Raw genomic sequence first — 26,129 nt, 5'->3', positions numbered from 1 at the left:
AGACTTCAAGGGCCTGCCGGGTGCGCTCGGGCGGAGGGACACACCACCAGGTGGTAGAAGCCCACCGGCACACCGAAGGTGAGAGAGTCAAAGGCCCCGGCGGAGGCGCTTCCCGGCGCGTAGTGCCGCGCCATCAACGCCTTCCACACTTCGTCGAGGGCGTCCTGGTAGGGCGGCGGAAGCTGCCCACGCAGCGCCATGAGCTCCGTGTACCGGGCCTCACCACTCACCGAGGTGCTGGCGAGCATGTCCCGGCCCGCGCGCCCCAGGCCGCGCAGCACGTCTCGGGCCTGCTCGCCCCGCTCCGGGAAGCCCTCCAGCGCCAGGCCCCGCCGCTTCAGCTCCTCGCGGACGGCGGCCATGGCCCCCAACGTCTCCCCCAACTGCTTGTCGCGCGCGAGAAGCTGCACCACCTCGCGCAGCTCGTCGTCGAAGGCCGCGTGCAGGACGAAGAGGGCGAGCACCTCGGCATACGGCACGCCGTACTTCTCCACGGACGTGACGAGGAAGGCCGCGCGCTTGCGTCCGAGGACTTCCGAGGCCCTCGCGTCCAGCGGCCCCAGGGCCCCCAGCCGGACGGCGTCCCAGTCCGTGAGGGACGCCACCAGCGCGGCCATGTCCACCCCGCGCTGCATGGCCACGAATTCGGCGGGCGCGGCACATGCCAGGAAGGGCGCCAGCACCTCCCGGCTGGAATCCAGGTGAGGCCACCCCAAGGGCACGGGCCGTCCCCCACAGGCGACGGCCCCGCCGCTGGCCACCGACTTCATCCCTGGCGCGCGTGCGCCCTCGTTCTCCTCCGCCAGGGGCTCGCGTCGAAGGCCCAAGGGCGCCGCTGCCCCGTCCTCCGTGGAGGCCAGCGCCTCCACAGGGTACGCACCTCCCGCCGCGCTCCTCGCCGCCTGGACGGAGGCGGGGAAGGGCCGGAAGGCCAGGGTGGCCCCATGGCTCGACTTCGCGGGCAGCGAGGCACAGCCCGCGCTCAGCAGCGCCACCACCATCGCCAGGCCGACTCCGCCACGCCGCCGCTCACCGGACATGGTCCACCCCCAGGCCCACGGCCGCGAACGCGCCCGGCCGCAGCGTCCCCTCCGCCGTTGGGAATAGCAGCGTGCCGCCCTGCCCCACCGCGTACAGCTTCCCCCCGAGGAAGCGCCACCGGGCCTCGCCCGAAACGAGATAGCGCGCCGCCGGTTGGCCCGTGCCCATCGCCAGGCCGCCCACCGCCACGGTGAGGCTCCGGTGGAAGGCCTGCGCTTCCAGGCGGCCTTCCACGTCCACCCGGCCCCAGGAGAAGGCCTCCGCCCCCATCGTCAGGCGCAGGTGGCGCCGCGCCAGCGTGCCCAGCCGCTCCGCGTCCCAACTGAGAATCACCTCGCCATAGGCCGAGTAACCCTCAGGAAAGGGCGCCTCCGCTTGCGGCAGGGAGGCCGGGCCCGCCACCTGGAAGCGGGCCAATTCGTAGTCCGGACCGAAGGCGCCCTGCCGGAAGCCTCCGCGCTGCACGCGCCCCTCCAGCCGGGCCCGCAAGTCCACCGTCGCCGTCAGCGCATCCACGCCCACACCCGCCACCGCGCCCCAGGCCCCGCCTTCGCCCGGGCGTCCGCCCCAGCCGCCCAGCAGTTGCAACTCGAAGCCGCCTTCGGGGCTCCTGCGCCGCACGAGCATGGCCGTGCCGTCCAGGTGCGCCAACGTCAGGGGCTTCGAAGCGCCTCCTGCCCTCCCCCAGTCATGCACCGCGGACAGCGACAGCAGGTACTGCAGGGGGAGGGGTGGCCGGCCGAAGAGGAGGTACGGCACATCCAGCGCGACTTCCGCGCCCACCAGCCGGGCGCCCAGCACGTCGGAAGCGAAGGCTTCCACGTAGGCGGGACCCAGCTTCCCCGTCACCACCGCCCCGGCAGGGTGGTAGTCGGGGTTGCCTCGGTTGTTGTAGCGCCGCACCAGGTGCCCGGACAGCAGCGTGTAGGACTCCAGGGCGCCCATCCACAGCGAGTTCGGCGCGTCCCCTCCTACCGTGAAAGCGCGCACCACCTGTCCCCAGTCGGACAGCGCGTCCCAGTCCGCCTTCCTCACGGAGCCCGCCCCTTCACCGCCGCCCCACAACCGCAGCCGCACGGGAGCCCCCAGGCTGAGGTTGAATACCCCGCGCTTCCTCACCACCACCCTGGGCTCCAACTGGACGAAGCCTTCGTCGCGGCCCACGCCCCTCCTGGGCAGGAGCGTCAGCGACGTGGCTTCCATGCGCAGCAGGTTCGCCCACTGTGAGCGCGACCCATGGGTTGCTGGTGACGCAGGTTCCTCCTCCCCCGCGGAATCTTCAGGGTCGGCGACCTCCTCCGCCCACCCCGCTCCGGGTAACACCAGCAGCAACACGATGGCCCAGCGCATGAACATCGACGCCTCCTGTGAAAGGCCCCGGAAAGGGCAATCAGGACAGAGGTTCCTCATTCGGTCCGACAGGGCGTCGGGCCGCGGCTCAATGCATTGCATTGAGGTCGTCATCGACACTCTGGCCGCGCCCGGCTCGAAAGGAGGTGACGGACGTCAAGCGTCAGGTTCTCCCCGAGGCCACTTGCCTCGAGAAGAGGCGCTGCGGCGCGTGAGGCTCCGCGCGGTCCGGTTCCAATGAGCTGGTTTCCCAACGCATCGCTCCGGTCCGTCCGCACGGGCGGCGGGGTCCCCCGCGCCTCCCAGCCCGCCAGCCCACCCTGTCCTCGCATCTGCCCGTCCCGGGCACACAAGCCGAGCGCCGCGCGAGCGGAGGTGTTACAGGAAGCGCGCCATGTCCGCCCCCGCTCTCGAACTCCAGGGACTCTCCAAGCGGTACGGAGAGTTCACGGCACTTCACACCGTGGACCTCGCCATCCGACCCGGGGAAATCTTCGCCCTGCTGGGCCCCAACGGCGCGGGCAAGACGACGATGATTGGCAGCGTCTGCGGCCTGGTGAAGAAGTCCTCCGGCAGCATCCGCGTCTTCGGCAAGGACCTGGACCAGGACCCGGTGGGCCCGCGCTACGACATCGGGCTGGTGCCGCAGGAAATCAACTTCGACCCCTTCTTCACCGTGGCCGAATCCCTGCGCATCCAGTTGGGCTTCTACGGCCGCCCCGCGGATGAGGCGCGCATCGACGAGGTGCTCACCGCCCTCAACCTGCACGCGAAGAAGGACGCGTACACCCGCGCGCTGTCCGGCGGCATGAAGCGCCGGCTGCTCATCGCCAAGGCGCTGGTGCACAAGCCCCGCCTCGTCTTCCTCGACGAGCCCACCGCCGGCGTGGACGTGGAGCTGCGCCGGGACTTGTGGACCTATGTACGCAAGCTCGCCTCGGAGGGCACCACCATCGTCCTCACCACGCACTACCTGGAAGAGGCCGAGGAGCTGGCCGACCGCGTGGGCATCATCAACGAAGGCCGCCTCCTCATGGTGGAGGACAAGGCCACCCTGCTGCGCCGCTTCGGCGAGCGCCGCGTCATCATCACCTTCGAGCAGCCGCAGCCGGGCCTGTCCGAGGCCGGCAAGCGCTTCACCGCCCGCCTCAGCGAGGACGGCCGCACCCTCACCTACGTGGAGCGCGACGGCTGCGCCCCGTCCGGTGAGCTGCTCCGCGCCCTCTACGCCGAAGGGCAGCTCATCTCCGACGTGGAGACGCGCCGCTCTCGCATGGAGGACGTGCTCATCGAAATCCTCCGTGGCCGCCCCCAGCAGGCCGCCTGAGCCCTCATCATGAACGTCCTTGGGATGAAGACCCTTCTGGCGAAGGAGGTCCGGCGCTTCATGCGAGTGCCGGGACAAACCGTCCTGTCGCCCCTCATCAGCACCACGCTGTATTTCATCGTCTTCGGCTTCTCCATCTCCAGCCGCATCCAGACGGTGGAGGGCCTGCCGTACCTGCACTTCATCGTGCCGGGGCTCGTCTTCCTCGGCATCGCCAACAACGCCTTCCTCAACAGCTCCTCCTCGCTGTTCATCACCAAGATTCAGGGCACCGTGGTGGACCTGCTGGTGGCACCGCTGGGGCCCGGTGAGCTGATGGCGGGCTTCATTGGCGGCGCCATGGTGCGGGGGCTCGTGGTCGGGCTGCTCACCTGGGCCGTGGCCACCCTCTTCACCGGCTTCAGCCTGGAGCACGCGGGGGTGGCCGCGTACTTCCTCGTCCTGTCGTCCTACGTCTTCAGCGTGCTGGGCCTGCTCGCGGCGGTGTGGGCGGAGAAGTTCGAGCAGATCAACTTCTTCCCCACCTTCGTCATGCTGCCCCTCACCTTCCTGGGCGGCGTCTTCTATTCCGTGCGCGAGCTGCCCGCGCCCTGGGACACCGTCAGCCTCTTCAACCCCATGGTCTACATGGTGGAGGGGCTGCGCTACGGGATGCTCGGCCGCAGCATCTATTCGCCCCTGGGCGGCGGGAGCATCCTCTTCGCCGTCGCCGTGGTGGCCACCGCGCTCACCTACACCGTGCTGCGCTCTGGCTACAAGATGAAAGCCTGAGCCCCCTGGAAGCCGGGCAGGCGCCGCACGCCTGCCTGCCTGCTTGCCTCCAACCTTGTGGGGTAATTCGCGACTGAGCAATTCCCACGAGGTAAGAAAGGGCGATATCCTGTCGAGCACACATGGCTGTGCCATTCGGTAAGTACGAGCTGCTGCGCAAGATTGCCTCTGGGGGAATGGGGCAGGTGTTCCTGGCCCGCGAACATGGGACGGGGTTCGAGCGGCTTGTCGTCCTCAAGCTCATCCTTCCCCACCTCGCGGAGGACGACGAGTTCCTCGCCATGTTCCTGGATGAGGCGGGGCTCGTCGCGCGCCTGACGCACCCGAACCTCATCACCATCCTCGACCTGACAGAGATTGAGGGGCGCCACTGCCTGGCGATGGAGTACGTGCAGGGCGACGACGTGCGCCGCCTGGACAAGACGTCCCGCGCGCAGGGCAAGCCGCTGCCGGTGGGGCTCATCCTCCGCATCATCGCGGACGCGGCCGCGGGGCTGGACTACGCGCACCAGGCGCGTGACGCCCAGGGCAAGCCACTGCGGCTGGTGCACCGCGACGTGTCGCCGCAGAACATCCTGGTCGGCTTCGACGGCGGGGTGAAGGTCATCGACTTCGGCGTGGCGAAGGCGGCCACCAGCAGCCAGAACACGGCCACCGGCGTCCTCAAGGGCAAGTACCCGTACATGTCCCCGGAGCAGGCCAGCGGGCTCGCCATCGACGCGCGCAGCGACTTGTTCGCGCTGGGCGTCGTCATGTGGGAGCTGCTCACCGGCAAGCGCCTCTTCAAGGGCGAGTCGGACATGATGACGCTGCGGCTGGTGAAGGACTGCCAGGTGCCGCGGCCGTCGCAGCTCAACCCGCGCCTGCCGCCGGGCCTGGACGAGGTGGTGCTCAAGGCGCTGGCGCCCTCGCCGGACCAGCGCTACCCGGACTGCGGCGCCTTCCGGCTGGCGCTGGAGGACTACACGCTCAACCTGCGGCTGCCCTCCAGCAGCGCGCACCTGTCCGCCTTCCTGCGGGAGCTCTACGCGGACCGCATCGCCCATGAGACGGACCCGGCGAAGCTGGACCAGCTCGCGGAGGACGCGGACCTGGACTCGCGCTCCAACTCGTCGCTCAGCGGCGTGCCGGGCGTGCTGGGGCCCGCCGGGCGCTCCTCCGCGTCGCGGGCCATGCGCGGCTCGCCCCATGGCGGCCCCGGAACGCGCTCACGGCACGCCGCCGCCGCCACCGCCGCGCCGCCGCTGCAAGAAAAGACGCGCGGCACCGCCCCCCTGGCCCGTCCACCCCCGGAGCCGCCCCGGCGCATCCCCTGGCTGCCAGTGGCCACCGCGGGGCTGGGCCTGCTCATCGCGGGCGTGGGCATCGTCTTCTTCCGCTCGCCCGCGGACGCCACCCCGGTCCGTCCGCCGGTGGAGGTGGCCGTGCCCCACCAGCCGGAAATCGCGCCCGACGTGCCGCCGCCGCCGCGCATCGACGTCGAGCCGGCGCGCCATGTGAACCTGCCCGTCATCACCGAGCCCCCCGGGGCCCGGGTGAGCGTCAACGGCGAGGCGCGCGGCGAGACGCCGCTGCGCCTGGAGCTGGAGGCCGGAGCCGCCCCGGTGTCGGTGACGCTGGCCCTCAACGGCTACGAGCCCGTGACGCGGCAGGTGTCCGCCACGGACGAGGAGCTGCGGCTGGAGCTGCGGCGCGCCGAAGGCGGCAAGCCCGTCACGGTGACGCCAGCGGCCGGGACGAAGCGGCCCCCCCACTCCGGCCAGGGCGGCGGTCTGGGCATCAAGACGGGTCGCTGAGCCTCGCGCGGGAAAATCCGCGAGAAATGATTTTCTGAGACAGCGCGCGCGCCGGGCCCTCAGGGGGAGTGGACCCCCTCACAGGCCCAGGCGCCATGACTCCAGAATCCATCCACCGTTCCGCCGCTCCCGCTCCGGGTCGTCGTGTGCCCAAGGCGCTGGCGTGGCTCGCGGGCGCGGCCTTGCTCGTGGGAGGCGTGGCGCTGCTGTCGTCGCGCGGCGACGATGGCGAGCCCTCCGAAGCCGGCGCCGCCGCCGCGGCGTCCCGGAAGGGCGCAGCCGGTGGGCGGGGCCACGGCGGCCGCGCGGGCGCGGGTGGGGCACAGGACGAAGAGCCGCCGCCCCCTCGCTTCGATGAGGCCGTGTGCTGGCGCGAGCTGGAGCGCTTCGACGCGGCGGTGACGCTGGAGAACTTCCGCGCGTGGGCCGCGCCGCTGCTCGCGTCGGGGGATTCGCTGGTGGCGGACTACCTGACGGAGCGCCTCACGGAGCTGATTGGCCAGGACCCGGACCGCGCGAGCGAGGTGCTGTCCTGGGCGCGCACCGCGGGGCCTGACGAGTTCAACGTCCTCCTGACGGCGCTGCGCGGCTCGGAGGCGGTGCACCACGCCCAGGTGGCCACCCAGCTCCTGGCGCAGGGCATGGACGCCACGCTCGACGGCGGACGGCGCGCGGGCATCCTGGCCGCGCTGGACACGCAGAAGCGCTTCGAGCCGGCGGCGCTGGACACGCTGACGTCCTTCGCGAAGGACCCCGTCTCCGGCGAGGCGGGCTGGGCCGCCACGCGCACCATCGCCCGCGTCATGAAGCGCGACTTCGAGGCGAAGGGCAACGCCGCGCCGTACATGGACGCGCTGCTCGCCATCGGCACCGAGTCCCCCGACGAGCAGATTCGCTACCTGGCGCTGTCCACGCCCATGCACGCCACGCCCGTGCTGGATGAGCACACCCGCGCCCAGTACGCGAAGGTGCTCACGCAGGAGGGCAGCCCGGACGGGCGCGAGGCCGCCGCGCACAACCTCTCCATCTCCGGGGACCCGCAGGAGGTGCTGGAGCTGTTCGCCCAGGCCTTCGCCCGGGAGCAGGAGACGTGCGTGCGGTGGGCCCTCTTCCGCTTCGCCGCGCGCGCATCCGGCCGCGAGGCCCTGCCCGTCATGGCCAACATGGCGATGGCCGACCCGCGCTTCCAGCCGCTCTACCAGATTTTCGAGCAGCTCTACGCCAGCGGGCTCCACGACTTCGTCCGGCTCTGGAACAGCCTGCCCGACCAGGACCCCTTCGGCTGCCTCGTCGGTCACGACTGAGCACGGGAGCTCCCATGAAACGCCTCTGCCTGCTGCTCACGCTTCCCCTCTTCCCCCTGCTGGCCACCGGCGCGCACGCGGCCTCCGCCGACGCGCAGCCCGCGCTCCGGCCCAGCACCTGCTCCGTGCGCGGGCTGATGGATGACCTCCGCCGCGGACTGGGCTCCGGCTCGCCGTCCTACCAGCGCTACCTGCGCACCCTGCTGCGCGAGGCCGCCGTCACGCTGCCGGACGCGGAGCTGCGAGACGCCTTCGCGCGGGAGACGGACCCCGTCATGGCCGAGCACCTGGCGGCGGCGCTGGTGGCCCGCGCGGAGCGGGAAGCCGACCCCCAGGCCATGGACGTGGTGGCCCAGCGCGCGTCGCAGGACGCGGACCCGGCCGTCCGCGCCGCCACGCTGCGGGCCATGCGGCGCACCGGCGCGCTGGAGCGCACGGGTGACTTGTACGAGCGCATGGTGCGGGACGAGTCACCCCAGGTGCGCCAGGAGGCGGCGACCAACCTCATCGAGGACAACGCGCACGTGTACGCCGGCCAGTACGGTCCGGCGGCCGACACGGCGGTGACGGCCGCGGTGGCCTCCTCGGACCCCGAGGTGACGGCGCGCATCCTGGACAACCTCTCCACGGAGAAAATCAGCGCGGCGTCCGCGGAGCGAATCACCTCCCTGCTGCGCAGCGACGACGCGAGCGTGCGCAAGGCCGCCGTCAACGCGCTGGGGGGCGTCCCGGCGGAGCAGATGCAGGGCGCCCGCGAGTCGCTGCTCGCCATGTACCGCGAGGAGCCGGACGAAGGCGTGCGCAAGGCGCTGCTCCAGAGCGTGGCCCAGCTCGGCTTCGACGGCGCGATTGCCGACCTCCAGCGCCTGCGGGACATGGACCCGCGCCTGGCGCGGGAGGCCGACGCGTGGATTCAGGTTCTGGGCATGGGCCTTCAGGAGTGGAGCCTGCTCCTGAGGGAGAAGCAGCGGTTGCAGCAGGCTCCGTGACAGGCAGTCCACTGAAAGGAACACCTCATGCATAGCAGCACCTGGAAGTCCTCACTGGCGGCGTTGGCCGCGGTGGCGCTCATCCCCGCGTCCGTGACGGCGCACACCGTCAAGGGCACCCACACGGGCTCCGTGACGGCCCTGACCCGCTACAGCAGCGGCACCTTCCACGGCGCGGTGGACATCGGCAGCGGTGGCCGGTGCAACTACTGGGGCGCGGAGACGGGCGTGGTCGGCTCCGTCTACTGGGCGGTGACCATCCGCACCACCGGCGTGGTCTGCAACGGCAACGGCAGCGGCAACCAGAACGAGGCGCGCCACGTCTGGAATAGCGGCTGGACGTTCCGCCAGTGGCACTTCATCAAGACGGCGGACTCCCGCAACCGCACGTGTGACCGCTGCCAGGTGGGCAACATCGGCGGCACCGGCAACTCCACCGGGCCCCACGCCCACCTCCAGCAGGACAAGCTGGGGACGAAGGACACGTCCTGGTATCAGGGCTACGTCAGCGTGGGCAGCTCCGTGACGCGCGCGAAGACCATCGGCGTTCTGGACTGACGCACCGGCCCCCGTGGGCCGCCAGGAGGCCCGGACACATTCCCTTTCGGAAGGTCCGGGCCTCCTGGCGGCCCACGAGGCCGCCAGGAGGCCCGGACACATTCCCTTTCGGAAGGTCCGGGCCTTCGGCCTCGCGCGGTGCGCCGCTCAGCCCAGCTTCATGCCCTTCGGGCGGGCCAGCAGCCGTTCGACGTAGGCCTCCAGCGCGGGACGCCCCGTCCGGCTCCCGAAGATGCGCATCCAGATGAACATCGAGCCCACCATCACATCCGCCGCGGTGAAGCGCTCACCGAACAGGTAGGGGCCCTGGCCCAGCTCACCCTCGATGACGTTCAGCACCGTCTCGAAGTCCGTCCAGCCCCGCGAGGGCCCCGTGGGCAGCTTCATCAGGTGGTCGCCCATGGCGGGCTCCAGCTGCGACGTGGAGTACACCATCAACGACAGGTAGCGCCCCCGGTCCGGGTCACCCGGCTGGGGCGCGAGCCCCGCGTCCGGGAACTTCTCCGCCAGGTAGAGGCAGATGGCCGCGCCCTCGAACAGCCGCGTGTCGCCATCCACCAAGGCTGGCAACTTCCCAGCGGGGTTGATTTTCAAGAACTCAGGCGACTTGTTTTCCTTCTTCTCGAAGTCGATGGGGACGATTTCATACTGCGCGCCGCACTCATCCAGCATCCACTTGGCAATAACGGCGCGGCTTCGGGGATTGAAATAGAGCTTCATCGTCGAACGTGACCTTTCCGGTGGTGGGCAGCCCTGCCTCCTATCAGAACAACCGCACGGCGAAGGACCTGCCGTCAGACTTCGATGGTGGAATCGATGCCCATGCGACATGCCCCCGACTGGGCCCGCTTCGCGAGCACACACTGGGAGCAGACCCCCACGCGGCTGCGGCTGGGCGCGCCGCTGGTGTCCCCCGAGCGGGCCTTCCAGGGGCTCGTCTCGGTCAGCGCGCCCTTCCGCCTCGGCACGCGCTTCCGCGCCCTGCCTGACGTGCGCTTCTTCGCGGACGCCGCCCGCCTGCGCGCGCCCGGCACGCTCCTGCCCGGAGAGGAGGACGCGGACGCCACCGCGTATCTCCAGCGCGTCAGCCGAAAGCTCGGCGCGGCGCGCGGCTTCCAGTGCTTCGTGGAGCAGCCGCTCATGCTGGACTACGCGCAGTGGGAGCGCGTGCGCGCCTTCGTCGATGGCGTGCTGGCGCACGTCGGCGTCCCCGTGCTGCCCATCGTCAGTGACTTGTGGCTGGGCCGCTTCGGCGAGCCGCCGCAGGGCGCCGCGCGCCGGGAGCACCATGCCCGCTTCACCGCGGTGCTCCACGGGCGGCTGCGAGCGCGCCAATGGACGAAGGACGCCCGCAGGGCGCGCACGGTGGAGGCCCAGGCCGGGGACGTGCTGTATGCGCCGTCCCACGTCTGGCAGGAGGAGGCGAGCGACGAGGGCGCGCTGGTGCTGCGGCTGTGGATTCCGGTGCGCGGCGGCGAGCCCCTGGAGGCCGTGAAGGCGCTGGCGGTGAAGCTCCTGGAGGCCCAGGGCGAGCAGGATGACACCGTCCCGTACCTGCCCTATCCCGGGACGCGGGGACGCACGCGCGTGCCCCGGCTGGCGCACGCGGCGAGCGCGCTGCGGGACGTGACGCACGGCCCGGACCTGCAGCAGCTGCTGCGCATCTCCTGGGCCCAGCGCGTCAGCGCCTCCGCGCTGGAGCCAGTGCCTCCGCCGCGCGCCCACGAACCGCTGGAAGAAGACGCCTACGTGCGCAAGACGCCTCCGGGCCGCGTGGTGCGGATGCAGGACAGCCCGGGGCAGTGGCTGTGGGCCGTCAACGGCCACGCCTTCGCCGGTCCAGGGCCCTTCGCGGCGCGCGTGCTGGACGCGCTGGCGCCGGGCGTCCCCGTGCGGGTGGGCGCCCTGTGCGGCCTGGGGCGAGGCGCGGCGCAGCGCGCGCAGGTGCGGACCCTGCTGGAAACCCTTCACGCGCTGCGCGGTATCGAGCGCGTGCCCTCGAAGGAGGCCTGACGCATGGCCCGCATCGACATCCAGCGACGGTTCGACTGGGACACCTTCGTCACGCGCTACTGGAACCAGCGGCCGGTGCTCTACCCGGCGGCGGGCGTCAGCCCCTTCATGGAAGCGGACGTGTTCGACGCGGCGCTCGGGGCCTCGCGCGGCGCCATGGAGCCGCCCACGGCGATCGAGGCGCGCACGGACGTCCAGTTCACCATCGACCAGGGGCAGCCCGTCCAGTTCGGGCCCTGGCTTCCCCGCGACACCGACGGCTCGCTGGACGGCTACGACACGCGGCTCGCGGACGCGCTGGGGACACGCCGCTACGCGCTCATCATCTCCCTGCTGCACGCCCATGGCTTCGGGCTCTGGTCCCGGGAGCGGGCCTTCTTCTCCGAGCTCTGGCGGCGCGTGGGGCTCCCCCTGTCGGGCGGCATCACCACGCTGTTCCACGGGAACTACGAGCACAGTCCGGTGGGCGTCCACCTGGACCGCTTCACCACGTTCCTCTTCGCCCTCCGGGGCCGCAAGCGGATGCGCTTCTGGGCCCGGCGTCCGTGGAGCATGCCCGTCACCACCCTGGTGGACTACGCGCCCTACCTGGCGGAGTCCTTCACCGCGGAGGTGGGCCCCGGCGACATCCTCTACTGGCCCGCCAGCTACTACCACGTCGGAGAGAGCGCGAGCCGGGACGTGGCCACCAGCGTCAACGTGGGCATCCCCGTCACCGGCCACCAGGTCCGCTATGACGTGGAGGACCTGCTGAGCGCGAGCCTCGCTGACGCACCGCGCGCTCGCGACGCGGCGCTCGGCCAGGCGCTGGTGCCGGGCGTGCTCGACGGCGACGGCGTGCTGCCGCGGGAGCTGCCCGTCGCCCTGCGGCAGGCCGCCAACACCTTGCGTGAAAACAGCCGCGACGCACGAACCCAGGCCCACCTCCGCGCCCTGTGGCTCAACCGGCGCTCCGCGGGCGGCTTCGAGCCCCCACCCCCTCCCGCGCGGCGGCGGCCCCTCAAGGACACAGACATGATTCGCGGGAATAAAAGCTTCCCCATCCTGCTGGAGAAGACAGGCACGGGGTGGTGCTGCTCAGCCAACGGCAACGCGTTGCATGTTTCAGGCCTTCAGCAACCGGTGAGTAAACTTATCGCGATACTGAACACGGCACGCACGGTGAGCGTGGGTGAGCTCCTGCACCCTTTTCCCTCGCGGGGAGCCATGCCGCTCCGCGTCTCGAACCCGCTGCCCGTGACGCGAGCGGGCATGCGTCGGATGCTGGAAATTCTACTGACATTTCGAGCCATCCATAAAGACATCTCAACTTGACTCCGGGGTTTTGCTTGCTTTACCTTGCTTGAGCAGTCTGACCCCAGCGTGTGGAGGATTCCCATGATGAAGGCGAAGACGAAGGCGAAGGCGTCCAAGCAGACCAAGAAGCTGACCCAGGTGCTGCAGTCGCTGGACAAGACGGTGAAGGCCGCCGGTACCGGGAACGCGCCCGCGAGCTGCTCGCGCTGGATGTACTGCGTCTAGCGCACGCGCCACTGGCGCTTGCGCTGATGCCTCACACGCGCGTCCCGGCCTCGCCGGGCCGCGCGTTTCTATTTTCGCCCCACGCCGGGCCAGGGCTGACTGATGACGCGAAGGGCGCATGTGCTGCCATCCCTTGCACCAACACCTCCAGCCGCCCCACTCTGCTTTCCTCCGCGGACCCGCCGCCTCCTGGAGGCCGTCCGCAAGGGCCCCGAGGCCAGCGGCTGCTTCCCGCCCATTGTCCGGCCCGGCCCCGAGCGGGTGCTGCGGGTGGCCCGCGCCTTCCAGGGCGCCAGCGACGCCGCGCGGCTGGGCGCCCTGCTCTCACAGCCCGCCTTCCAGCCGCTGGTGGACTTCTATGAGGCCCTGGGCGACGGGTGCGACGCCATCGCCCGGCGGCACCCGGGCCTGTTCGGCGCGCGTGTCGTGCGCCTCGGCAACGCGGCGCTGTTCGGCCCGGTGCTGACGGATGCCTTCACGTTGTGCGCCGCCACCCCGGCGGCACAGGGACCCCACCCAGGGCTGCTCCGCCTGAGGGACGGGTTCCTGGCCTTCTTCGGCCTCTTCGCGAAGCGGCTCGCGCGGGACATGAAGTCCGGAGTCTTCCGCCGCGCGGGCTTCGAGGGCCCCGTCACCCGGCTCTGGACCAACCCAGAGGAGACGCACAACGGGCGCCAGCACGTCCTGCGCGTCCAGTTCCGCCGGGGCGGCGCGCTGGCGTACAAGCCCCGGCCCGCCAGCGGTGAGGCCCTCTTCCTGGCGGAGCCGGAGCGGCGTGGCCCACGCGCCTTCTTCGACTGGGTCAACCACCTCCCGGCGGCCTCGGGCGAGGTGCGGCTCCCCACGCTGCGCGTCCTGCGCGGACGAGGCAGGGACGCCTCCGCGTACAGCTGGCAGGACTGGATTGAACGTCCCCGCCAGTGGGGCGTCCTCCGCGCTTCGCCCCAGCTGAAGCTCCACGGCTGCCAGCTGTCGCCCCCCCAGGCCGCGCGCTTCTGGCACCACGCGGGCGCCCTCACCGGCACGTGCTTCGCCGTGGGCGCGGCGGACCTGCTGGGCAGCAACCTGGTGGTGGGCGTCCGGCGCGGACAGCGCGAGCCCCTGCCCTACCTGGTGGACCTGGAGCTGTTCTTCAGCCCCGTGCGCCGGCTCCCGGAGACAGGGCTGATTTCCGACGGCAAGCGGCGCGGCAACCACCACGTCGGCTTCGAGTGGCGCGCCTGGTGGTGCACCACCGGCGGTCCGCTGCTGTGCTTCTTCCCCGCCCGGAGCGGCGCGCTCCAGCTTCGCCCGCGCAGGCGCGCGTGGGCCCGGGAAGAGGCCCGCTCCGTGGTGGCGGACACGGACGGGAACGTGGGCTACGCGGCGCACCTGCTGCCCTTCCTGCGCGGCATGTTCGACGTGTGGACCCGGCTGCTGCTGGAGCACGAACGCGTGACGGCCTTCCTCGCGCGCGCGGCGCGGCGGCACCACGTCCGCGTGCTCGTCAAACCCTCGGCCGTGTATGACGCGCCGCTGGAGCACATGATGCTGGCGTCCCAGGGCCAGGTGCTCGAAACCAGCGACCGGGGCCGCGTGCGCTTCAGCCCGGAGGAGCGCGAGCAGCTGGGCCGCTATGACGTGCCGTACTTCTTCCGCAAGGCGGACGGCGGCCCCCTGCTGATGATGGACGCGCCGCCCACGTCCACGGCCTTCCGGCCCGTGGGCGAGCAGCAGTTCCTGGAGTCCACGCCGCCTCCCGCCCCCCACATCCTGAGCGGAGCGCAGCTCGGCCTGATGAACCTGGGCGTGGCCCTGCGGGACGCGGTGGACGCCGTGGCCCAGGACGTGCGCCACCGCGTCCAGGAGGCGCCCCAGTGGGGTGTGCGTCTGTCATTGGAGAAGGACGGCCGCACGGGCGCGGTGTCCTTCGACTGGCCGGAGACGGGCAAGCGCCTGACGTTCTCCTGGAACCGCCGCGCCGTGCGCCTCACCGACGAGGCGCTGGACGCGCCGCCCGCTCCCCGGCGTGGGAAGCGGGCCCGGCGCGAGCGGCCTACCGCTTGAAGTGGTCGGCGATGACGCTGGCCACGCAGCAGGTGAGCTTCTTGCCCGTGGGGATGTGGAGGAACTCGTTGGGGCCGTGGGCGTTGCTGCCCGGGCCCAGCAGGCCGGTGATGAGGAACTGCGCCTCCGGGAAGCGCTCGCCCAGCATGCCCATGAAGGGGATGGTGCCGCCCTCGCCCATGGCCATGGCCGGCCGGCCGAAGTAGGTGGCGGACGCGGACTCCACCGCGCTCGACAGCCAGGAGGCCAGCGGCGGCGCGTCCCAGCCGGTGCTGGACTTCTCACCCTTGAACGTCACCGTCGCGCCGTACGGCGGCTCCTCCACCAGCGCCTGCGTCAGCGCCTCCATGGCCACCTTGGGGTCCACGCGCGGCGGGATGCGCATGGACAGCTTCACCGTGGTGAAGGGCCGCAGCACGTTGCCCGCGCTGCTGAGCGCCGGCATGCCGTCCACGCCCGTCACGGACAGCGCCGGACGCCACGTCCGGTTGAGCACCAGCTCCGCGCCGTCGTCCGACATGGGGCGGGTGCCGGGCACCCAGGGGAACTTGGTAAAGACCTCCTCGCCCAGCACCTTGGCCGCCGCGCGGGCCTGCTCGCGCCGCGCCTCCGGAATCTGCGTGTGCAGGGCCTCCACCCGCACCTTGCCCGTGGCCTCCTCCTCCACGCGCGACAGCACCTGCCGCAGCACGCGGAAGGACGACGGGACGACGCCGCTCGCGTCTCCGGAGTGCACGCCCTCCGTGAGCACGTCCACCCGCAGGTCGCCGGCCACCATGCCGCGCAGCGACGTGGTCATCCACAGCTGCTCGTAGTTGGCGCAGCCGGAGTCCAGGCACACCACCAGCGACGGCTTGCCGATGCGCGGCGCCAGCGCCTCGATGTAGGCCGGCAAGTCGTAGCTGCCGCTCTCCTCGCACGCCTCAATCAGCACCACGCAGCGCGCGTGCGGCAGGCCCTGCTCGCGCAGCAGGCGGATGGCGGTGAGCGACGCGAAGGCGGAGTAGCCGTCATCCGCGCCGCCGCGCCCGTAGAGCTTGTCGCCCTCGCGCACCGGCGTCCACGGCGTCAGGCCCTCGCGCCAGCCCGTCATCTCCGGCTGCTTGTCCAGGTGGCCGTACAAGAGGACGGTGTCGTCGCCCTTCGTCCCGGGCACCTCCATGTAGATGACCGGCGTGCGCTCGCGGCCCTGCTCGTCCTTGAGGCGCACCACCTCCAGCACCAGGCCGGGCAGGTGCGGGGCCTGCGCGAGGCACCAATCCGCGACGAGCTGGACGGCGGCCTCCATGTGGCCGGCGCGGGCCCAGTCCGGGTCGAAGGCGGGCGACTTGTTGGGGATGCGGATGTAGCGCTCGAGCGCGGGGAGGATTTCCTGCTCCCAGATGCGGTCGGACGTGTCGGTGGCGGTCTGGACGTTCATGGCCATGTCGGACCGAATCCAGAACACGGGAGAGGGGCCCCTGTCGACAGGGGGAATCCACCACTGGAGCTGAAAACGCCCCACCCCGGCGCTCCTGGGAGCACCGGGGCGGGCGTCAGCCGCCGTCAGCGGCTCACTGCTCCGCGGGGATTTCGCGCACGGACAGCCACTTGAAGTCCACGTCGGTGGCGCTGTCCCAGCGGAACACCGCGATGGGGCCGCCCCAGCTGATGGGCATGGCGTTCACCGCGCCGCCGCAGTGGCTGGCGTCGCCACCCCAGCTGCCCGAGTCCACCATGTCGTAGACCTTCTTCCAGGTGACCTTGTCGGCGTTCTCGTTGAGGTACATCTCCAGGCGCACGGCGTCCTTGCCGTTGACCTTGGTGTTGCGCATCACCGACTTGAAGCCCACCCAGCGGCCGCGGAGCGCGGACGTGCCGGACTTGTACGACGCCTGGTTGTACGAGACGTGCCACGTCTCCTTCTGCCAGCGGACCCGGCCGTCATAGTGCAGCGAGCCCTTGTAGCTGCTGCCCTCGCAGCCGGAGTGGTTGTCGTTGTGCTTGCCGCCGCGCGCGTACCACGCGAAGTTGTCCGAGACGTCGGACACGGAGTTGACCTTGATGAAGCCGGTCATCTCGATGTTCCGCCAGTCGTTCGCCGCCTGCATGTAGCCGCGGCTGGCCAGCACGTCGCGGTCATACGTCGGAATCTTGGACGCGCTGTAGCCCGTGGAGGTGAAGACGGACATGCGCACCTTGCTGTTCTTCATCTTCCAGGAACCATCCGAGTTCCGCGTGATGGTGTTCTGCGGGTCGAAGCGATTGTCGGACGTCGCGTTGTCCGCCAGGAACCACTGCTCGCCGCCCGACTTGGTCGGGTAGATCATCGTCACGCCGAACTTGTCCTGGGTGGGCGTGGGCTCCGGCTCGGGCTCCGGCTCCGGCTCCGGCTCCGGCTCCGGCTCGGGCTCCGGGACGGTGGCGCCGGAGAGGGCCGCCATGTCCGTGATGCTGCCCCAGGTCGTCTGGGTGCTGCCGTAGAAGGTGACGCGCACGTAGCGGGCGTTCACCGTGGGGAAGGTGACGCGCTCGAAGTCAATCCTCTTCCCGGAGGAGATTCCCACGAAGACGCGGGTGAACGTGGTCCCGTCCGTCGACGTGGAGATGTCGAAGAGGTTGATGCGCTCGTTGCCACGGAACCAGGAGATATCCAGGCCGTTCAGCGGCTTCACCGAGCCCATGTCGGCGCGAATCCACTGGCCCGCGCCCAAGGCCGACCAGCGCGTGGCGCTGTTGCCATCAACCGCCATGGCGGGTGGGGTGGGTCCGTCGTAGGAGCTGGCGGTGGCGGAGACGAAGCCTCCAGCGGCCAGCGCGGGCGTCGCGAACGCGCTGACGGCCAGCGAGAACGCGGTGACAGACGTGCGGAAGCGCTTCCATCCCCCCCGGGACGAAGTCGAGTGCTGTCGATTCAAGTGACTACCTCAAGTGAGACCGCGAGCTCGCGCGGCACCTCGGAGCGGCCAGGAGCCGCTCCGGAGCGCCGCGCTCCCCCCGCGGCGCGTGGACTTCCATTCCCTGGCCGCCCGGAAGCAAGCCCCCACACCAACGCACGAGGGCTTCCTCCAGGAGCGGCCAGAGGTGTTACCGACTCAACGACGGACTGCGGGCCCCAATACCCTTTGCGTCAATATGGAATTCCCACGGCATTTCTTGAGCATGTTTTCAGCCATGCCCGCTCGCTCTGCAGTGAAACGCACGATGAAACACCGCGCGTTTCTCAGTCTTTTGCGGGAAGTCTTATCACAGCCAGAGCCGAACCCTCCAGTCGCACGGTGTCTGTCTTCAATGGCTTCAATTTTTCGGAGCCGCCGAAGCAGGCGTCTTCGGTCCACAGCACCAGCTCCGAGCCGGCGGGCACCGGATGCTCCAGCGCGCCGCGCAGGCTGAGCACCACCTGCAGGCGCTGGCCGCCCCCACGCCGCTCGAGCACCAGGGCGTCCGGCCCCAGGGCCCGGGCCGCATAGGAGCCCCGCCCCGTCTCGCGCAGGGCGGGCTCCGACGCGCGCAGCCGGAGCAGCTCCCGGTAGAGCGCTCGCACGCCCGCATGCCCTGGTTTCTCCGCCTCCGCCCAGTCCAGGCGGGAGCGGGTGAAGGTGTCCTCCGCCTGCGGGTCCGACACCTCCGCGCCCGCGAAGCGCGCGAAGCCGGCGAACTCCTTGCGCCGCCCCTCCGTGACGAGCTTGCCCAGCGCCGCGTTGTGCTCGGTGAAGTAGAGGAAGGGCGTGCTCGCGTTCCACTCCTGCCCCATGAAGAGCAGGGGCGTGTAGGGAGACAGCAGCAGCAGGCCGCTCATGGCGCGGAAGGCCGAGGGGCTCACGTCATGCCCCAGCCGCTCGCCGAAGGCCCGGTTGCCCACCTGGTCATGGTTCTGGATGCAGTGGACGAAGCGCCAGGGCGCGAGCCCGTCCGCCTTCGTGCCCCGCGCGTGGCCCAGGTTCTTCGACGCCTGCCCTTCGTAGAACCAGCCCTGGTTCAGCGTGCGCGCCAGGTCCTCCGTGCTGCCCGTGTAGTCCTGGTAGTAGCCCTCGCTGTCGCCCGCGAAGGCCCGGCGCAGCTGGTGGTGGAAGTCATCCGCCCACACGCCGTCCAGCCCCAGGCCGCCCTCCGACGCGGGGCGCAGCAGGCGCCGCTCGTTGCGCTCGTCCTCGGCGATGACATGCACCTGCCGGCCCGGGGCGCAGGCCCGCGCCCGCTCGGCGATTTCGGTGAGCAGGTGCGGCGTGCCGTCGTCGATGATGGCGTGCGCGGCGTCCAGGCGCAGGCCGTCCAGGTGGTAGTCGGCAATCCACATCTCCACGTTGGCCAGCACCTGGGTCCGCGCGTGGGCGCTGCCTTCACCGTCGTAGTTCACCGCGTCGCCCCACGGCGTGTGGTGGCGGCCGGTGAAGTAGTGCGGTGAGTACACCCGCAGGTAGTTCCCATCCGGTCCGAAGTGGTTGTAGACGGCGTCCATCAGCACCGCGAGCCCGTGCGCGTGCGCGGCGTCCACCAGCCGGCGCAGCCCCTCCGGACCGCCGTAGTCCCGCAGGGGCGCGAACAGGTTCACGCCGTCGTAGCCCCAGTTGCGCCGCCCCGGAAAGGACGCCACCGGCATCAGCTCCAGCGCGGTGATGCCCAGTTCCTTGAGGCCGGCCAGGCGCGGGATGAGCGCCTCGAAGGTGCCTTCGGGCGTGGCCGTGCCCACGTGCACCTCGTAGAGGACCAGCGCCTGGGGCGCCACGCCCTTCCAGCCCGCGTCCGTCCAGGCGAAGTCGGCCACCACCACCTCGGACGGCCCATGCACGCCCTGAGGCTGCGAGCGCGACCACGGGTCTGGGAAGGGCCCCTCGCCGTCCACGCGCAGCTTGTAGCGAAGCCCGGCGCCCTGCCCCTCCAGCACCGCGCCGAAGCAGTCGCCGGGCTCCGGCGTCATCGGCAGGACGCGGCCGGGGTTGCCTTGCGCGTCGTGCAGCACCACCTCCACGCGCTGGTGGCCGGGCGCCCAGAGCCGCCACCGCACCCGCGCGTCCGCCTCCACCCACGCCCCCAAGAGAGGGGCCTTCAACCGCGCCGCCAAAGACTCATCCGCTGGACCCATGGGCGAGTCCTTTATTACGTCACCCCTGTCCTTGAGGAGCACTCCGTGCGGCCGGACGCGACCGCCTCGCGGCGGATGTTCACGGGCAGGCATGGTGCCCGGAAGGAATGGGGACCGGCCGACGGTGTTCGCGACGACACGCCGTGCGCGGGCGCGCGGCCCGCCTTGTCGGCCCCGCCCACCGCCAGGATGATGCGCCCTCCGGCGGCCACCCGCCCCTGCTTGGAGTCCCCTGGAATGAACATCACCCACCCTGGCCTGGAGCCGCTGCCCGAATCGCCCGACGAGGACGTGCGCGCGCGCGTCGCCGCCATCGAGGTCCTCTCTCCCCGCGAAATCGACGAGCGGCTGTCGGACCTGGGCTACCGGGGGCAGCCGGAGGCGCGCCGCGCGGCGTCCGTGCTGGCATACCGGCACCTGCGCCGCATCCGGCACCTGCACCTGGAGGGGCTCGCCCCCGAGCCGGGCATGCGGGAGAACTGCCTCTTTTTGGGGCCCACCGGTTCGGGGAAGACGTTCCTCGTGGAGCTGCTGTTCCGCGAAATCCTCGCCGTGCCCACCGTGCTGGCGGACGCCACGCAGTTCTCCGAAACGGGCTACGTGGGCGACGACGTGAGCACGCTGCTGTCGCGCCTGTACGAGGCCGCGGACCGGGACGCGGCCTGGGCCGGCTGCGGCGTGGTGTGCATGGACGAGTTCGACAAGCTCGCCACCAGCCGCTCCGACAGCCGCTTCGCCGGCCAGCAGACCACGAAGGACGTCAGCGGCTTCGGCGTGCAGCGCGGCCTGCTGCACATGCTGTCCGCCCCCAGCGCGGACTTCCCGCCCGACTTCGGCTTCACCAGCCGCCAGCGGCCCGACACCATGGAGCTGGCCTGCGTCACCTTCATCGCCTGCGGCGCCTTCAGCGGCCTGGGCGCCACCGCGGAGGGGCTGGCGCGGAGCGAACACCTGGGCTTCGGCCGCGAACCCCTCCCGGCGCGAGCGGAGAGCATCGCCACGCGGGTGACGGAGGAGCAACTGGAGCAGACCACCGCCTTCGCGCGCTACGGCTTCATCCCGGAGCTCATCGGCCGCTTCAACCGGCTGGTCTCCTTCTCACCCCTGGACGCGGCCACCCTGGGCGACATCCTCCAGCACAACGTGCTGCGTGCCTACGAGCGGGAGTTCGAACAAGAAGGGCTGCGCCTGCAGGTGGCACCCGACGTGCGGGCGTTCGTGGTCGCCCGCGCGCTCAAGCGGGAGACAGGCGCGCGAGGGCTGCGCACCACGCTCGCTCCCTTGCTGGAGCGGGCCGCCTACGAGCACTTTGGCCACCAGGGCAACGACGGCACGCTCCGGCTGACGCTGGAGGCCGGCGAGGTCCAGGCCCGGCTCGCGTAGCCCCGCCGCCTTCCGGTCAGCGGACCCGGCGCCCGGCCGCGGCGGCGCTGACGTGCCAGGGGGGCAGGCCCGTTCCACACCCCGCACGCACAAGCCTTACGGTTTTGCTGGGCAACGGAATCCGGAGGGCAGACACATGCATCACACTCGGGAGATACCCAAGGAAGGCTGGGGGGAGTACCTCGCCTTGCTGAGCAATCTGGAGCGCGACCACTGGGTGCGCATCGAGACGGAGAGCGCCGACTTCGGCGACCAGCCGCTCGCCGGCAGGCTGCCGCTGGTGGAGATCGCCCTCGAGCCGAAGGGGAGCGACAAGGGCTCCGTGGAAATCATCGTCGGCCGGCCGGGCGGAGAGGTCACCCACCGCATCCTCAAGCCTGACCACATCTACGCGGACGAGAGTGACAGCGGCGAACTGGAGTGCCTCGACATCGAGGACGCGGACCACGTGAAGACGCTCATCTTCTTCGAGTCGGCCCACGCGGCCGAGGAGCAGGGCGTCGGCGCGCCGTCCTGACGGCGGGCCCCGCGCGAACGCGATGAGGCCGGAAGGCGCCCCCCCGAGCAAGGGGTGCCCTCCAGCCAGCGCGCCCCTCCTGACCGGGCCTCACGGCACGGCCAGGGTGGCGGTCCTGCATCGTGGGACTACGGGTACAGCGCGCGAGCGCCCTGCTTGTCCAGGGTGGTGAGCACCAGGTCACCCGTCTGGGTGCCCGCGCACTGCGGGTAGTGCATGACGGACGCGCGGTCATACGTCGTCGTCAGCGCGCGCCACGCGTTGTCCTCGTAGCAGCCGCTGCCCGTGGAGCGGGTGTGCTCGTGGCGGAAGCCCAGCACGTGGCCCAGCTCGTGGCGCATGATGCCCGCCAGCGTCCAGGGCGAGATGTTGCCGAAGGCGGTGTTGTCCACCAGCACGTTGCGGCCCGAGCGCCCCGAGTTCGGGAAGAAGGCGCGCGCCAGGTACTGGCCGCCCGAGTTCACCGGACGCACGTCGAAGAGCACGTTGTTGTTCGAAGCGGTGCAGGCCGTGTCCTGCGCCGTCACGTGGGTGAAGTTGACGTTCGCGGTGGCCTCCCAGGCCGCCGTGGCGCTGTTCATCGCCGTCACCACGCGCGACTTGTTGCCGGAGAAGGTGCTGCTGACGCAGTACGTGAGGTTCCGCGCCTGGGTGGCGCTCCACTTCACGTCGCCGGTGGGGGACTTGGTGGAGCTGGTGTTGTAGACGGCCAGGCCGCCCCGGCTGGTGCCCGTCTCCGCCGCGACGTTGTTGTCGAAGAAGGCCCGCAGCTCCTCCTCGCTGTCCAGCGCCATGTCGCCGTCGAAAATCAGCTTGCCCTCGGGGTCCTCGTACACCGAGGCCCGGAACTCCTCCCACGTCATCTTCGGCTGCTCGGCTTCGGAGGCCTCCGGGCCACCACACGCGGAACCGAGAAGGGCCACACCAGCCACCAGCGCAACGGAGCGGAACTTGAGCATCTTGGGGTTTCCTCTGACGCCTACTTCGGGGGACGCACCGGCCGCCCGGCGATTCCGCCAGCCGCGGCCTGGAGCGCTCCGCCCATGAGCAACCGCCGCGCCAAGCTGACGCCCAGAGGACAAAGCAAGACTTCAGGACATTACATGGACCGGCGACCTTCCATGTTTGAAGTCAAACGACGTAAAAAGTCCTGACGGCGCGCCCGGCAACGTGGCGTCGTCACGGAGGAATCGCCTCCTTCGAGGGAGCCGCACCCAAACCAGACAGTGCTGTCTGGTTATCGGTCACCTGCCCCGTGGATCAGGTCCGCTGCGCCCGGGGAGAAGACCACCCATTGCAAAATGCAAGACATTGGCAAAATGCATTCCCAGACAACCTGCGTCAACCCCCTCACCGCAGTAGGGCGGGATTCATGCAGCGCCGGAACACGGGGGGCAGCGGCCGCGGGGGCGTTGGTTCCCGACGCCCTGGGGCGCGGAGGACTGCGCGTTCCAGGAGGGCGTGATAGGCGGAAGCGGGAGGACCCCACCGTTCGCCATGCACCTGTTCGACATCCCCGCGTGGTTGGAGGTGGCCTGGCCCCACGTGGTGGCGGCGCTGACGGTGCTCATCAGCGCGGTGGCCAGCGCCCACGCGGTGCTGCACAAGCGGGACGTGCGGGCCGCGGTGGCGTGGGTGGGGCTGGCGTGGCTGGTGCCGGTGCTGGGCGGAGTGCTGTACCTGCTGCTGGGCATCAACCGCATCCGGCGACGGGCGCGTTCGTTGATGCTGAAACAAGAGCATGGCCGCTTCCCGCCGTCGCCCCAGGTGGCGCCCATGAAGGCGGAGGCGGTGAGCATCCCCCACCCCGGGGCCGCCCCCCTGGCCCCCCTGGTGCGGCTGGGGGACGCGGTGGTGGGCCGGCCGCTGCTGCCGGGCAACCGCGTCACCGTGCTGGAGTCCCGCCGGGACGCCTACCCGGCCATGCTGGAGGCGATTGCCGCGGCGCGTACGACGCTGTCGCTGTGCAGCTACATCTTCGACAATGACGTGGCGGGCCGGCGCTTCGTGGAGGCGCTGGGGGCGGCGGTGAAGCGGGGCGTGGAGGTGCGGGTGTTGGTGGACGCGGTGGGCTCGCGCTACACGTGGCCGCCCATCCTGGGCCGGCTGCGGCGCGCGGGCGTCCGCGCCGCGCGCTTCCTGCCGTCGCTGATGCCCTACCGGCTGCCCTTCGCCAACCTGCGCAACCACCGCAAGCTGCTGGTGGTGGACGGGCGCGTGGGCTTCACGGGTGGCATGAACATCCGCAAGGCCTTCTGGCCCGGCGAGCACGCCGCGGTGGACCTGCACTTCCGCGTCGAAGGCCCCCTGGTGGGCCAGTTCCAGGAGACCTTCGCGGAGGACTGGGCCTTCACCACGCGCGAGCGGCTGACGGGCGAGGCCTGGTTCCCGCCGCTCACCGAAGCGGGCACCGTGCTCGCGCGAGGCATCGCGGACGGCCCGGACGAGGACCTGGAGACGCTGCGCACGGTGCTGCTGGGGGCCCTGGCCACGGCGCGGACATCGGTGCGCATCATCACGCCCTACTTCCTCCCGGACACGGCCCTCATCACCGCGCTGAGCGTGGCGGCGCTGCGCGGCGTCCAGGTGGACATCCTCCTTCCCCTGAAGGGCAACCTCCCGGTGGTCCAGTGGGCCACCTGGGCGCAGCTGTGGCAGGTGCTGCGGCCGGGCTGCCGCATCTTCCTCACCGCACCGCCCTTCGACCACACGAAGCTGATGGTGGTGGACGGCGTGTGGTCGCTCATCGGCTCGGCCAACTGGGACCCGCGCTCGCTGCGGCTCAACTTCGAGTTCAACGTGGAGTGCTACGACGCCGCGCTGGCCACGCAGTTGGAGGGCGTGGTGGCCGCGCGGCTGCGCGACGCGCGGCCCCTCACGTTGGAGCAGGTGGACGCGCGCGCCCTGCCCATCCGCCTGCGGGATGGGCTGGCGCGGCTGCTGTCACCGTACCTTTAGAGCAGGGCGCGGCGGACGCGCCAGAAGGTCTCCTTGGCGGCGCGGAAGCCCCGTGAGTCCTGGGGCAGCAAGGTGCGCAGCAGCTCCGCGGACTGCGTCTGCAGGGGCCGCACGCAATGCGTCTCCACCTGGGCGCGCAGGAAGCCCAGCGGGTCGCGCCTGCGGTAGTCCGCGAAGTAGGTCCGCAGCTCGTTGCGCGTGCGCGCCTGCCCGTTGTCCGCGTACTTGGCCACGTAGGGACTGAAGTCCGGGTAGAGCCGCCCCGCCCCGAAGTCGCCGTGCAGCGTCGTCTTCATGAAGTTGCCGATGAGCAGGTCGTCGAAGACCTGATAGCGCACGGCCGTCATCAGCGAGCCACGCGGCACCTCGAAGGTGATGCCCCGGTGGAAGCGGCGCTTCTGGAACGCGACGACGTGCTCCCGGCCGCCCACGCGGAAGCGCAGGAAGTCGAGCGTGCGCCCCAGGTGCTCCACGCCAAGGAAGTAGGTGGTGAGCGTCTTCACCTCGTCCGCGTCCAGCGGCTCGCTCCAGTCGTCCCCGAAGGCCTTGGGGTCCACCGGGTGCAGGACGCGCTCCGGAGGCTGGATGCGCTCTGTCTGACCGCGGATGAAGTCGTGGCGGATGAACGCGGGCAGCAACGAGCAGGTGCGCGACTCGAAGCCCCGGCCGTAGTCCTCCAGCCGGGTGGTGTACTCGGAGGCCCAGCGGCTGTCGGCCCGCTGGTACTTGTGCATGGAGCTGAAGGGGATGAAGTAACGCGCCCCGTAGAACTCCGCCTGCCGGGCAATGGTCCGCCCCACGGGCGTCTTCGCCGCGGCGTGGGGCGCGATGCGCTGCCCGTCCTCGGTGAAGAAGTTCATCATGTCCGCGTCGCCATACCCGGACAGCGCCAGGAGGTACGACTCCTGATACCCGCTGACCACCTTGCGCACGAAGCGGCCGGCCCCGCGGTCCCCCGCATCGTTGAGGTTGACCAGCAGCCGCCCGTCCATGTCCACCAGCAGGACGGCGTCCTGATTCACGTCCGGCAGGCACATGACGCGGATGCGCGGTGACAGCTGCGTCCACACCCGGTCCACCAGCACGTGCACATTGAAGCCCTGCTCGCGCAGGTCATCGCGCATGCGGTTGCCGAAGTGGTTGGGCACCAGCAGCGTGCGCGCGCGCAGCACGTCCAGCGACTCCATGCTCAGGTGGTCCGGGTGGCCATGGGACAGCCACACGTAGGGACAGGCCTGGATGGCCGCGCGCTGCGCCGCCGGAATCTCATGCGACAGCGTCCAGCTCCCGAAGTACGCGCTGCCGTCCGTCCACGGGTCGGTCACCAGCACCGGACCGTGGTCGTGGCAGATGAGCGTGGCGTTTCCAATCGTCTCGAAGCCCAGGTCCATCGCGTGCCCCCTCTTCATCCTGCGTCCGCTCGCAAGTCCGCCGGTTTGGTCGGACCAACGTGGCGATGGGCGAACGCCGCCTGCACTGCCCGCCAGCGCGGT

At 70.8% G+C, this 26,129-nt stretch carries 20 protein-coding genes and 1 pseudogene; 13 read left to right on the top strand and 8 right to left on the bottom strand.

Annotation, left to right across the window (positions count from 1 at the left end; all coding sequences use genetic code 11):
- Positions 1-44: 44 nt before the first annotated feature.
- Together KGD87_RS29465 and KGD87_RS29460 are read right to left on the bottom strand one after the other, a co-directional pair.
- Positions 45-1,040 (bottom strand): annotated as a pseudogene (locus KGD87_RS29465) (hypothetical protein); the annotation flags it as partial.
- A complete protein-coding gene (locus tag KGD87_RS29460) occupies positions 1,030-2,397 on the bottom strand; it encodes a hypothetical protein (protein WP_284664282.1) in 1,368 nt (455 codons plus the stop codon). The gene KGD87_RS29460 and the pseudogene KGD87_RS29465, both read right to left, overlap by 11 nt.
- A 388-nt stretch (positions 2,398-2,785) precedes the next feature.
- Here KGD87_RS29460 and KGD87_RS29455 point away from each other — a divergent pair, with 388 nt between their 5' ends.
- From KGD87_RS29455 to KGD87_RS29430, 6 genes are all read left to right on the top strand, one after another.
- Positions 2,786-3,718 carry an ABC transporter ATP-binding protein gene (locus KGD87_RS29455; RefSeq protein ID WP_284664281.1) on the top strand — a complete coding sequence of 311 codons (933 nt, stop codon included), beginning with the start codon at positions 2,786-2,788 and terminating at the stop codon, positions 3,716-3,718.
- Positions 3,719-3,742: 24 nt separating this feature from the next.
- Positions 3,743-4,489, top strand: a complete 747-nt coding sequence (locus tag KGD87_RS29450) for an ABC transporter permease (RefSeq protein ID WP_284664280.1) — start codon at positions 3,743-3,745, stop codon at positions 4,487-4,489.
- A 122-nt stretch (positions 4,490-4,611) separates the two neighbouring features.
- Positions 4,612-6,285 carry a serine/threonine protein kinase gene (locus KGD87_RS29445; protein WP_284664279.1) on the top strand — a complete coding sequence of 558 codons (1,674 nt, stop codon included), beginning with the start codon at positions 4,612-4,614 and terminating at the stop codon, positions 6,283-6,285.
- A gap of 95 nt (positions 6,286-6,380) precedes the next feature.
- Positions 6,381-7,589 carry a hypothetical protein gene (locus tag KGD87_RS29440; protein WP_284664278.1) on the top strand — a complete coding sequence of 403 codons (1,209 nt, stop codon included), beginning with the start codon at positions 6,381-6,383 and terminating at the stop codon, positions 7,587-7,589.
- A gap of 14 nt (positions 7,590-7,603) precedes the next feature.
- Positions 7,604-8,578, top strand: a complete 975-nt coding sequence (locus tag KGD87_RS29435) for a HEAT repeat domain-containing protein (RefSeq protein WP_284664277.1) — start codon at positions 7,604-7,606, stop codon at positions 8,576-8,578.
- Positions 8,579-8,605: 27 nt separating this feature from the next.
- Complete coding sequence (locus KGD87_RS29430; protein ID WP_284664276.1) at positions 8,606-9,136, top strand: hypothetical protein; 531 nt, start codon at positions 8,606-8,608, stop codon at positions 9,134-9,136.
- Positions 9,137-9,283: 147 nt separating this feature from the next.
- Here KGD87_RS29430 and KGD87_RS29425 read toward each other — a convergent pair whose 3' ends face one another.
- Positions 9,284-9,856: a glutathione S-transferase family protein gene (locus KGD87_RS29425; RefSeq protein WP_284664275.1), complete on the bottom strand. Its 573-nt coding sequence runs from the start codon at positions 9,854-9,856 to the stop codon at positions 9,284-9,286.
- Between the two features lie 102 nt (positions 9,857-9,958).
- Here KGD87_RS29425 and KGD87_RS29420 point away from each other — a divergent pair, with 102 nt between their 5' ends.
- The 4 genes from KGD87_RS29420 to KGD87_RS29405 all read left to right on the top strand — a co-directional run bounded on the left by KGD87_RS29420 (position 9,959) and on the right by KGD87_RS29405 (position 14,716).
- Complete coding sequence (locus KGD87_RS29420; protein ID WP_284664274.1) at positions 9,959-11,149, top strand: hypothetical protein; 1,191 nt, start codon at positions 9,959-9,961, stop codon at positions 11,147-11,149.
- 3 nt (positions 11,150-11,152) lie between these two features.
- Positions 11,153-12,463: a JmjC domain-containing protein gene (locus tag KGD87_RS29415; RefSeq protein ID WP_284664273.1), complete on the top strand. Its 1,311-nt coding sequence runs from the start codon at positions 11,153-11,155 to the stop codon at positions 12,461-12,463.
- Positions 12,464-12,526: 63 nt separating this feature from the next.
- Complete coding sequence (locus tag KGD87_RS29410; protein WP_284664272.1) at positions 12,527-12,670, top strand: hypothetical protein; 144 nt, start codon at positions 12,527-12,529, stop codon at positions 12,668-12,670.
- 120 nt (positions 12,671-12,790) lie between these two features.
- Positions 12,791-14,716: a DUF4135 domain-containing protein gene (locus tag KGD87_RS29405; protein WP_284664271.1), complete on the top strand. Its 1,926-nt coding sequence runs from the start codon at positions 12,791-12,793 to the stop codon at positions 14,714-14,716.
- On the opposite strand, the gene KGD87_RS29400 is transcribed toward KGD87_RS29405, so the two are convergent.
- From KGD87_RS29400 to treZ, 3 genes are all read right to left on the bottom strand, one after another.
- Complete coding sequence (locus KGD87_RS29400; protein ID WP_284664270.1) at positions 14,706-16,142, bottom strand: M20 family metallopeptidase; 1,437 nt, start codon at positions 16,140-16,142, stop codon at positions 14,706-14,708. The genes KGD87_RS29405 and KGD87_RS29400 overlap by 11 nt on opposite strands.
- A gap of 127 nt (positions 16,143-16,269) precedes the next feature.
- Positions 16,270-17,613 carry a discoidin domain-containing protein gene (locus KGD87_RS29395; protein WP_284664269.1) on the bottom strand — a complete coding sequence of 448 codons (1,344 nt, stop codon included), beginning with the start codon at positions 17,611-17,613 and terminating at the stop codon, positions 16,270-16,272.
- Positions 17,614-17,918: 305 nt separating this feature from the next.
- Positions 17,919-19,778: a malto-oligosyltrehalose trehalohydrolase gene (treZ, locus tag KGD87_RS29390; RefSeq protein WP_284664268.1), complete on the bottom strand. Its 1,860-nt coding sequence runs from the start codon at positions 19,776-19,778 to the stop codon at positions 17,919-17,921.
- Between the two features lie 237 nt (positions 19,779-20,015).
- Between treZ and KGD87_RS29385 the strand changes: the two genes are divergently transcribed.
- Both KGD87_RS29385 and KGD87_RS29380 read left to right on the top strand, forming a co-directional pair.
- Complete coding sequence (locus KGD87_RS29385) at positions 20,016-21,161, top strand: AAA family ATPase (protein WP_284664267.1); 1,146 nt, start codon at positions 20,016-20,018, stop codon at positions 21,159-21,161.
- 136 nt (positions 21,162-21,297) lie between these two features.
- The gene (locus KGD87_RS29380; RefSeq protein ID WP_284664266.1) at positions 21,298-21,678 is read left to right on the top strand and encodes a DUF5335 family protein; all 381 of its coding nucleotides are present in this window, start codon (positions 21,298-21,300) and stop codon (positions 21,676-21,678) included.
- A gap of 128 nt (positions 21,679-21,806) precedes the next feature.
- Here the strand turns inward: KGD87_RS29380 and KGD87_RS29375 are convergent, their stop codons facing one another.
- A complete protein-coding gene (locus KGD87_RS29375; RefSeq protein ID WP_284664265.1) occupies positions 21,807-22,637 on the bottom strand; it encodes a M57 family metalloprotease in 831 nt (276 codons plus the stop codon).
- A gap of 538 nt (positions 22,638-23,175) precedes the next feature.
- Here KGD87_RS29375 and KGD87_RS29370 point away from each other — a divergent pair.
- Positions 23,176-24,636 (top strand): phospholipase D-like domain-containing protein, encoded by a 1,461-nt coding sequence (locus KGD87_RS29370; protein ID WP_284664264.1) that lies wholly within the window; start codon positions 23,176-23,178, stop codon positions 24,634-24,636.
- On the opposite strand, the gene KGD87_RS29365 is transcribed toward KGD87_RS29370, so the two are convergent.
- Entirely contained in the window at positions 24,633-26,045 is a 1,413-nt protein-coding gene (locus KGD87_RS29365) for an MBL fold metallo-hydrolase (RefSeq protein ID WP_284664263.1), read from the bottom strand. The two genes, KGD87_RS29370 and KGD87_RS29365, sit on opposite strands and share 4 nt — an antisense overlap.
- Between the last annotated feature and the right edge of the window lie 84 nt (positions 26,046-26,129).

Origin of the sequence: Myxococcus sp. SDU36 (assembly GCF_030168875.1) — a bacterium.
GTDB lineage: Bacteria > Myxococcota > Myxococcia > Myxococcales > Myxococcaceae > Myxococcus > Myxococcus vastator.
This window is presented reverse-complemented; position numbering and strand designations above follow the sequence as displayed.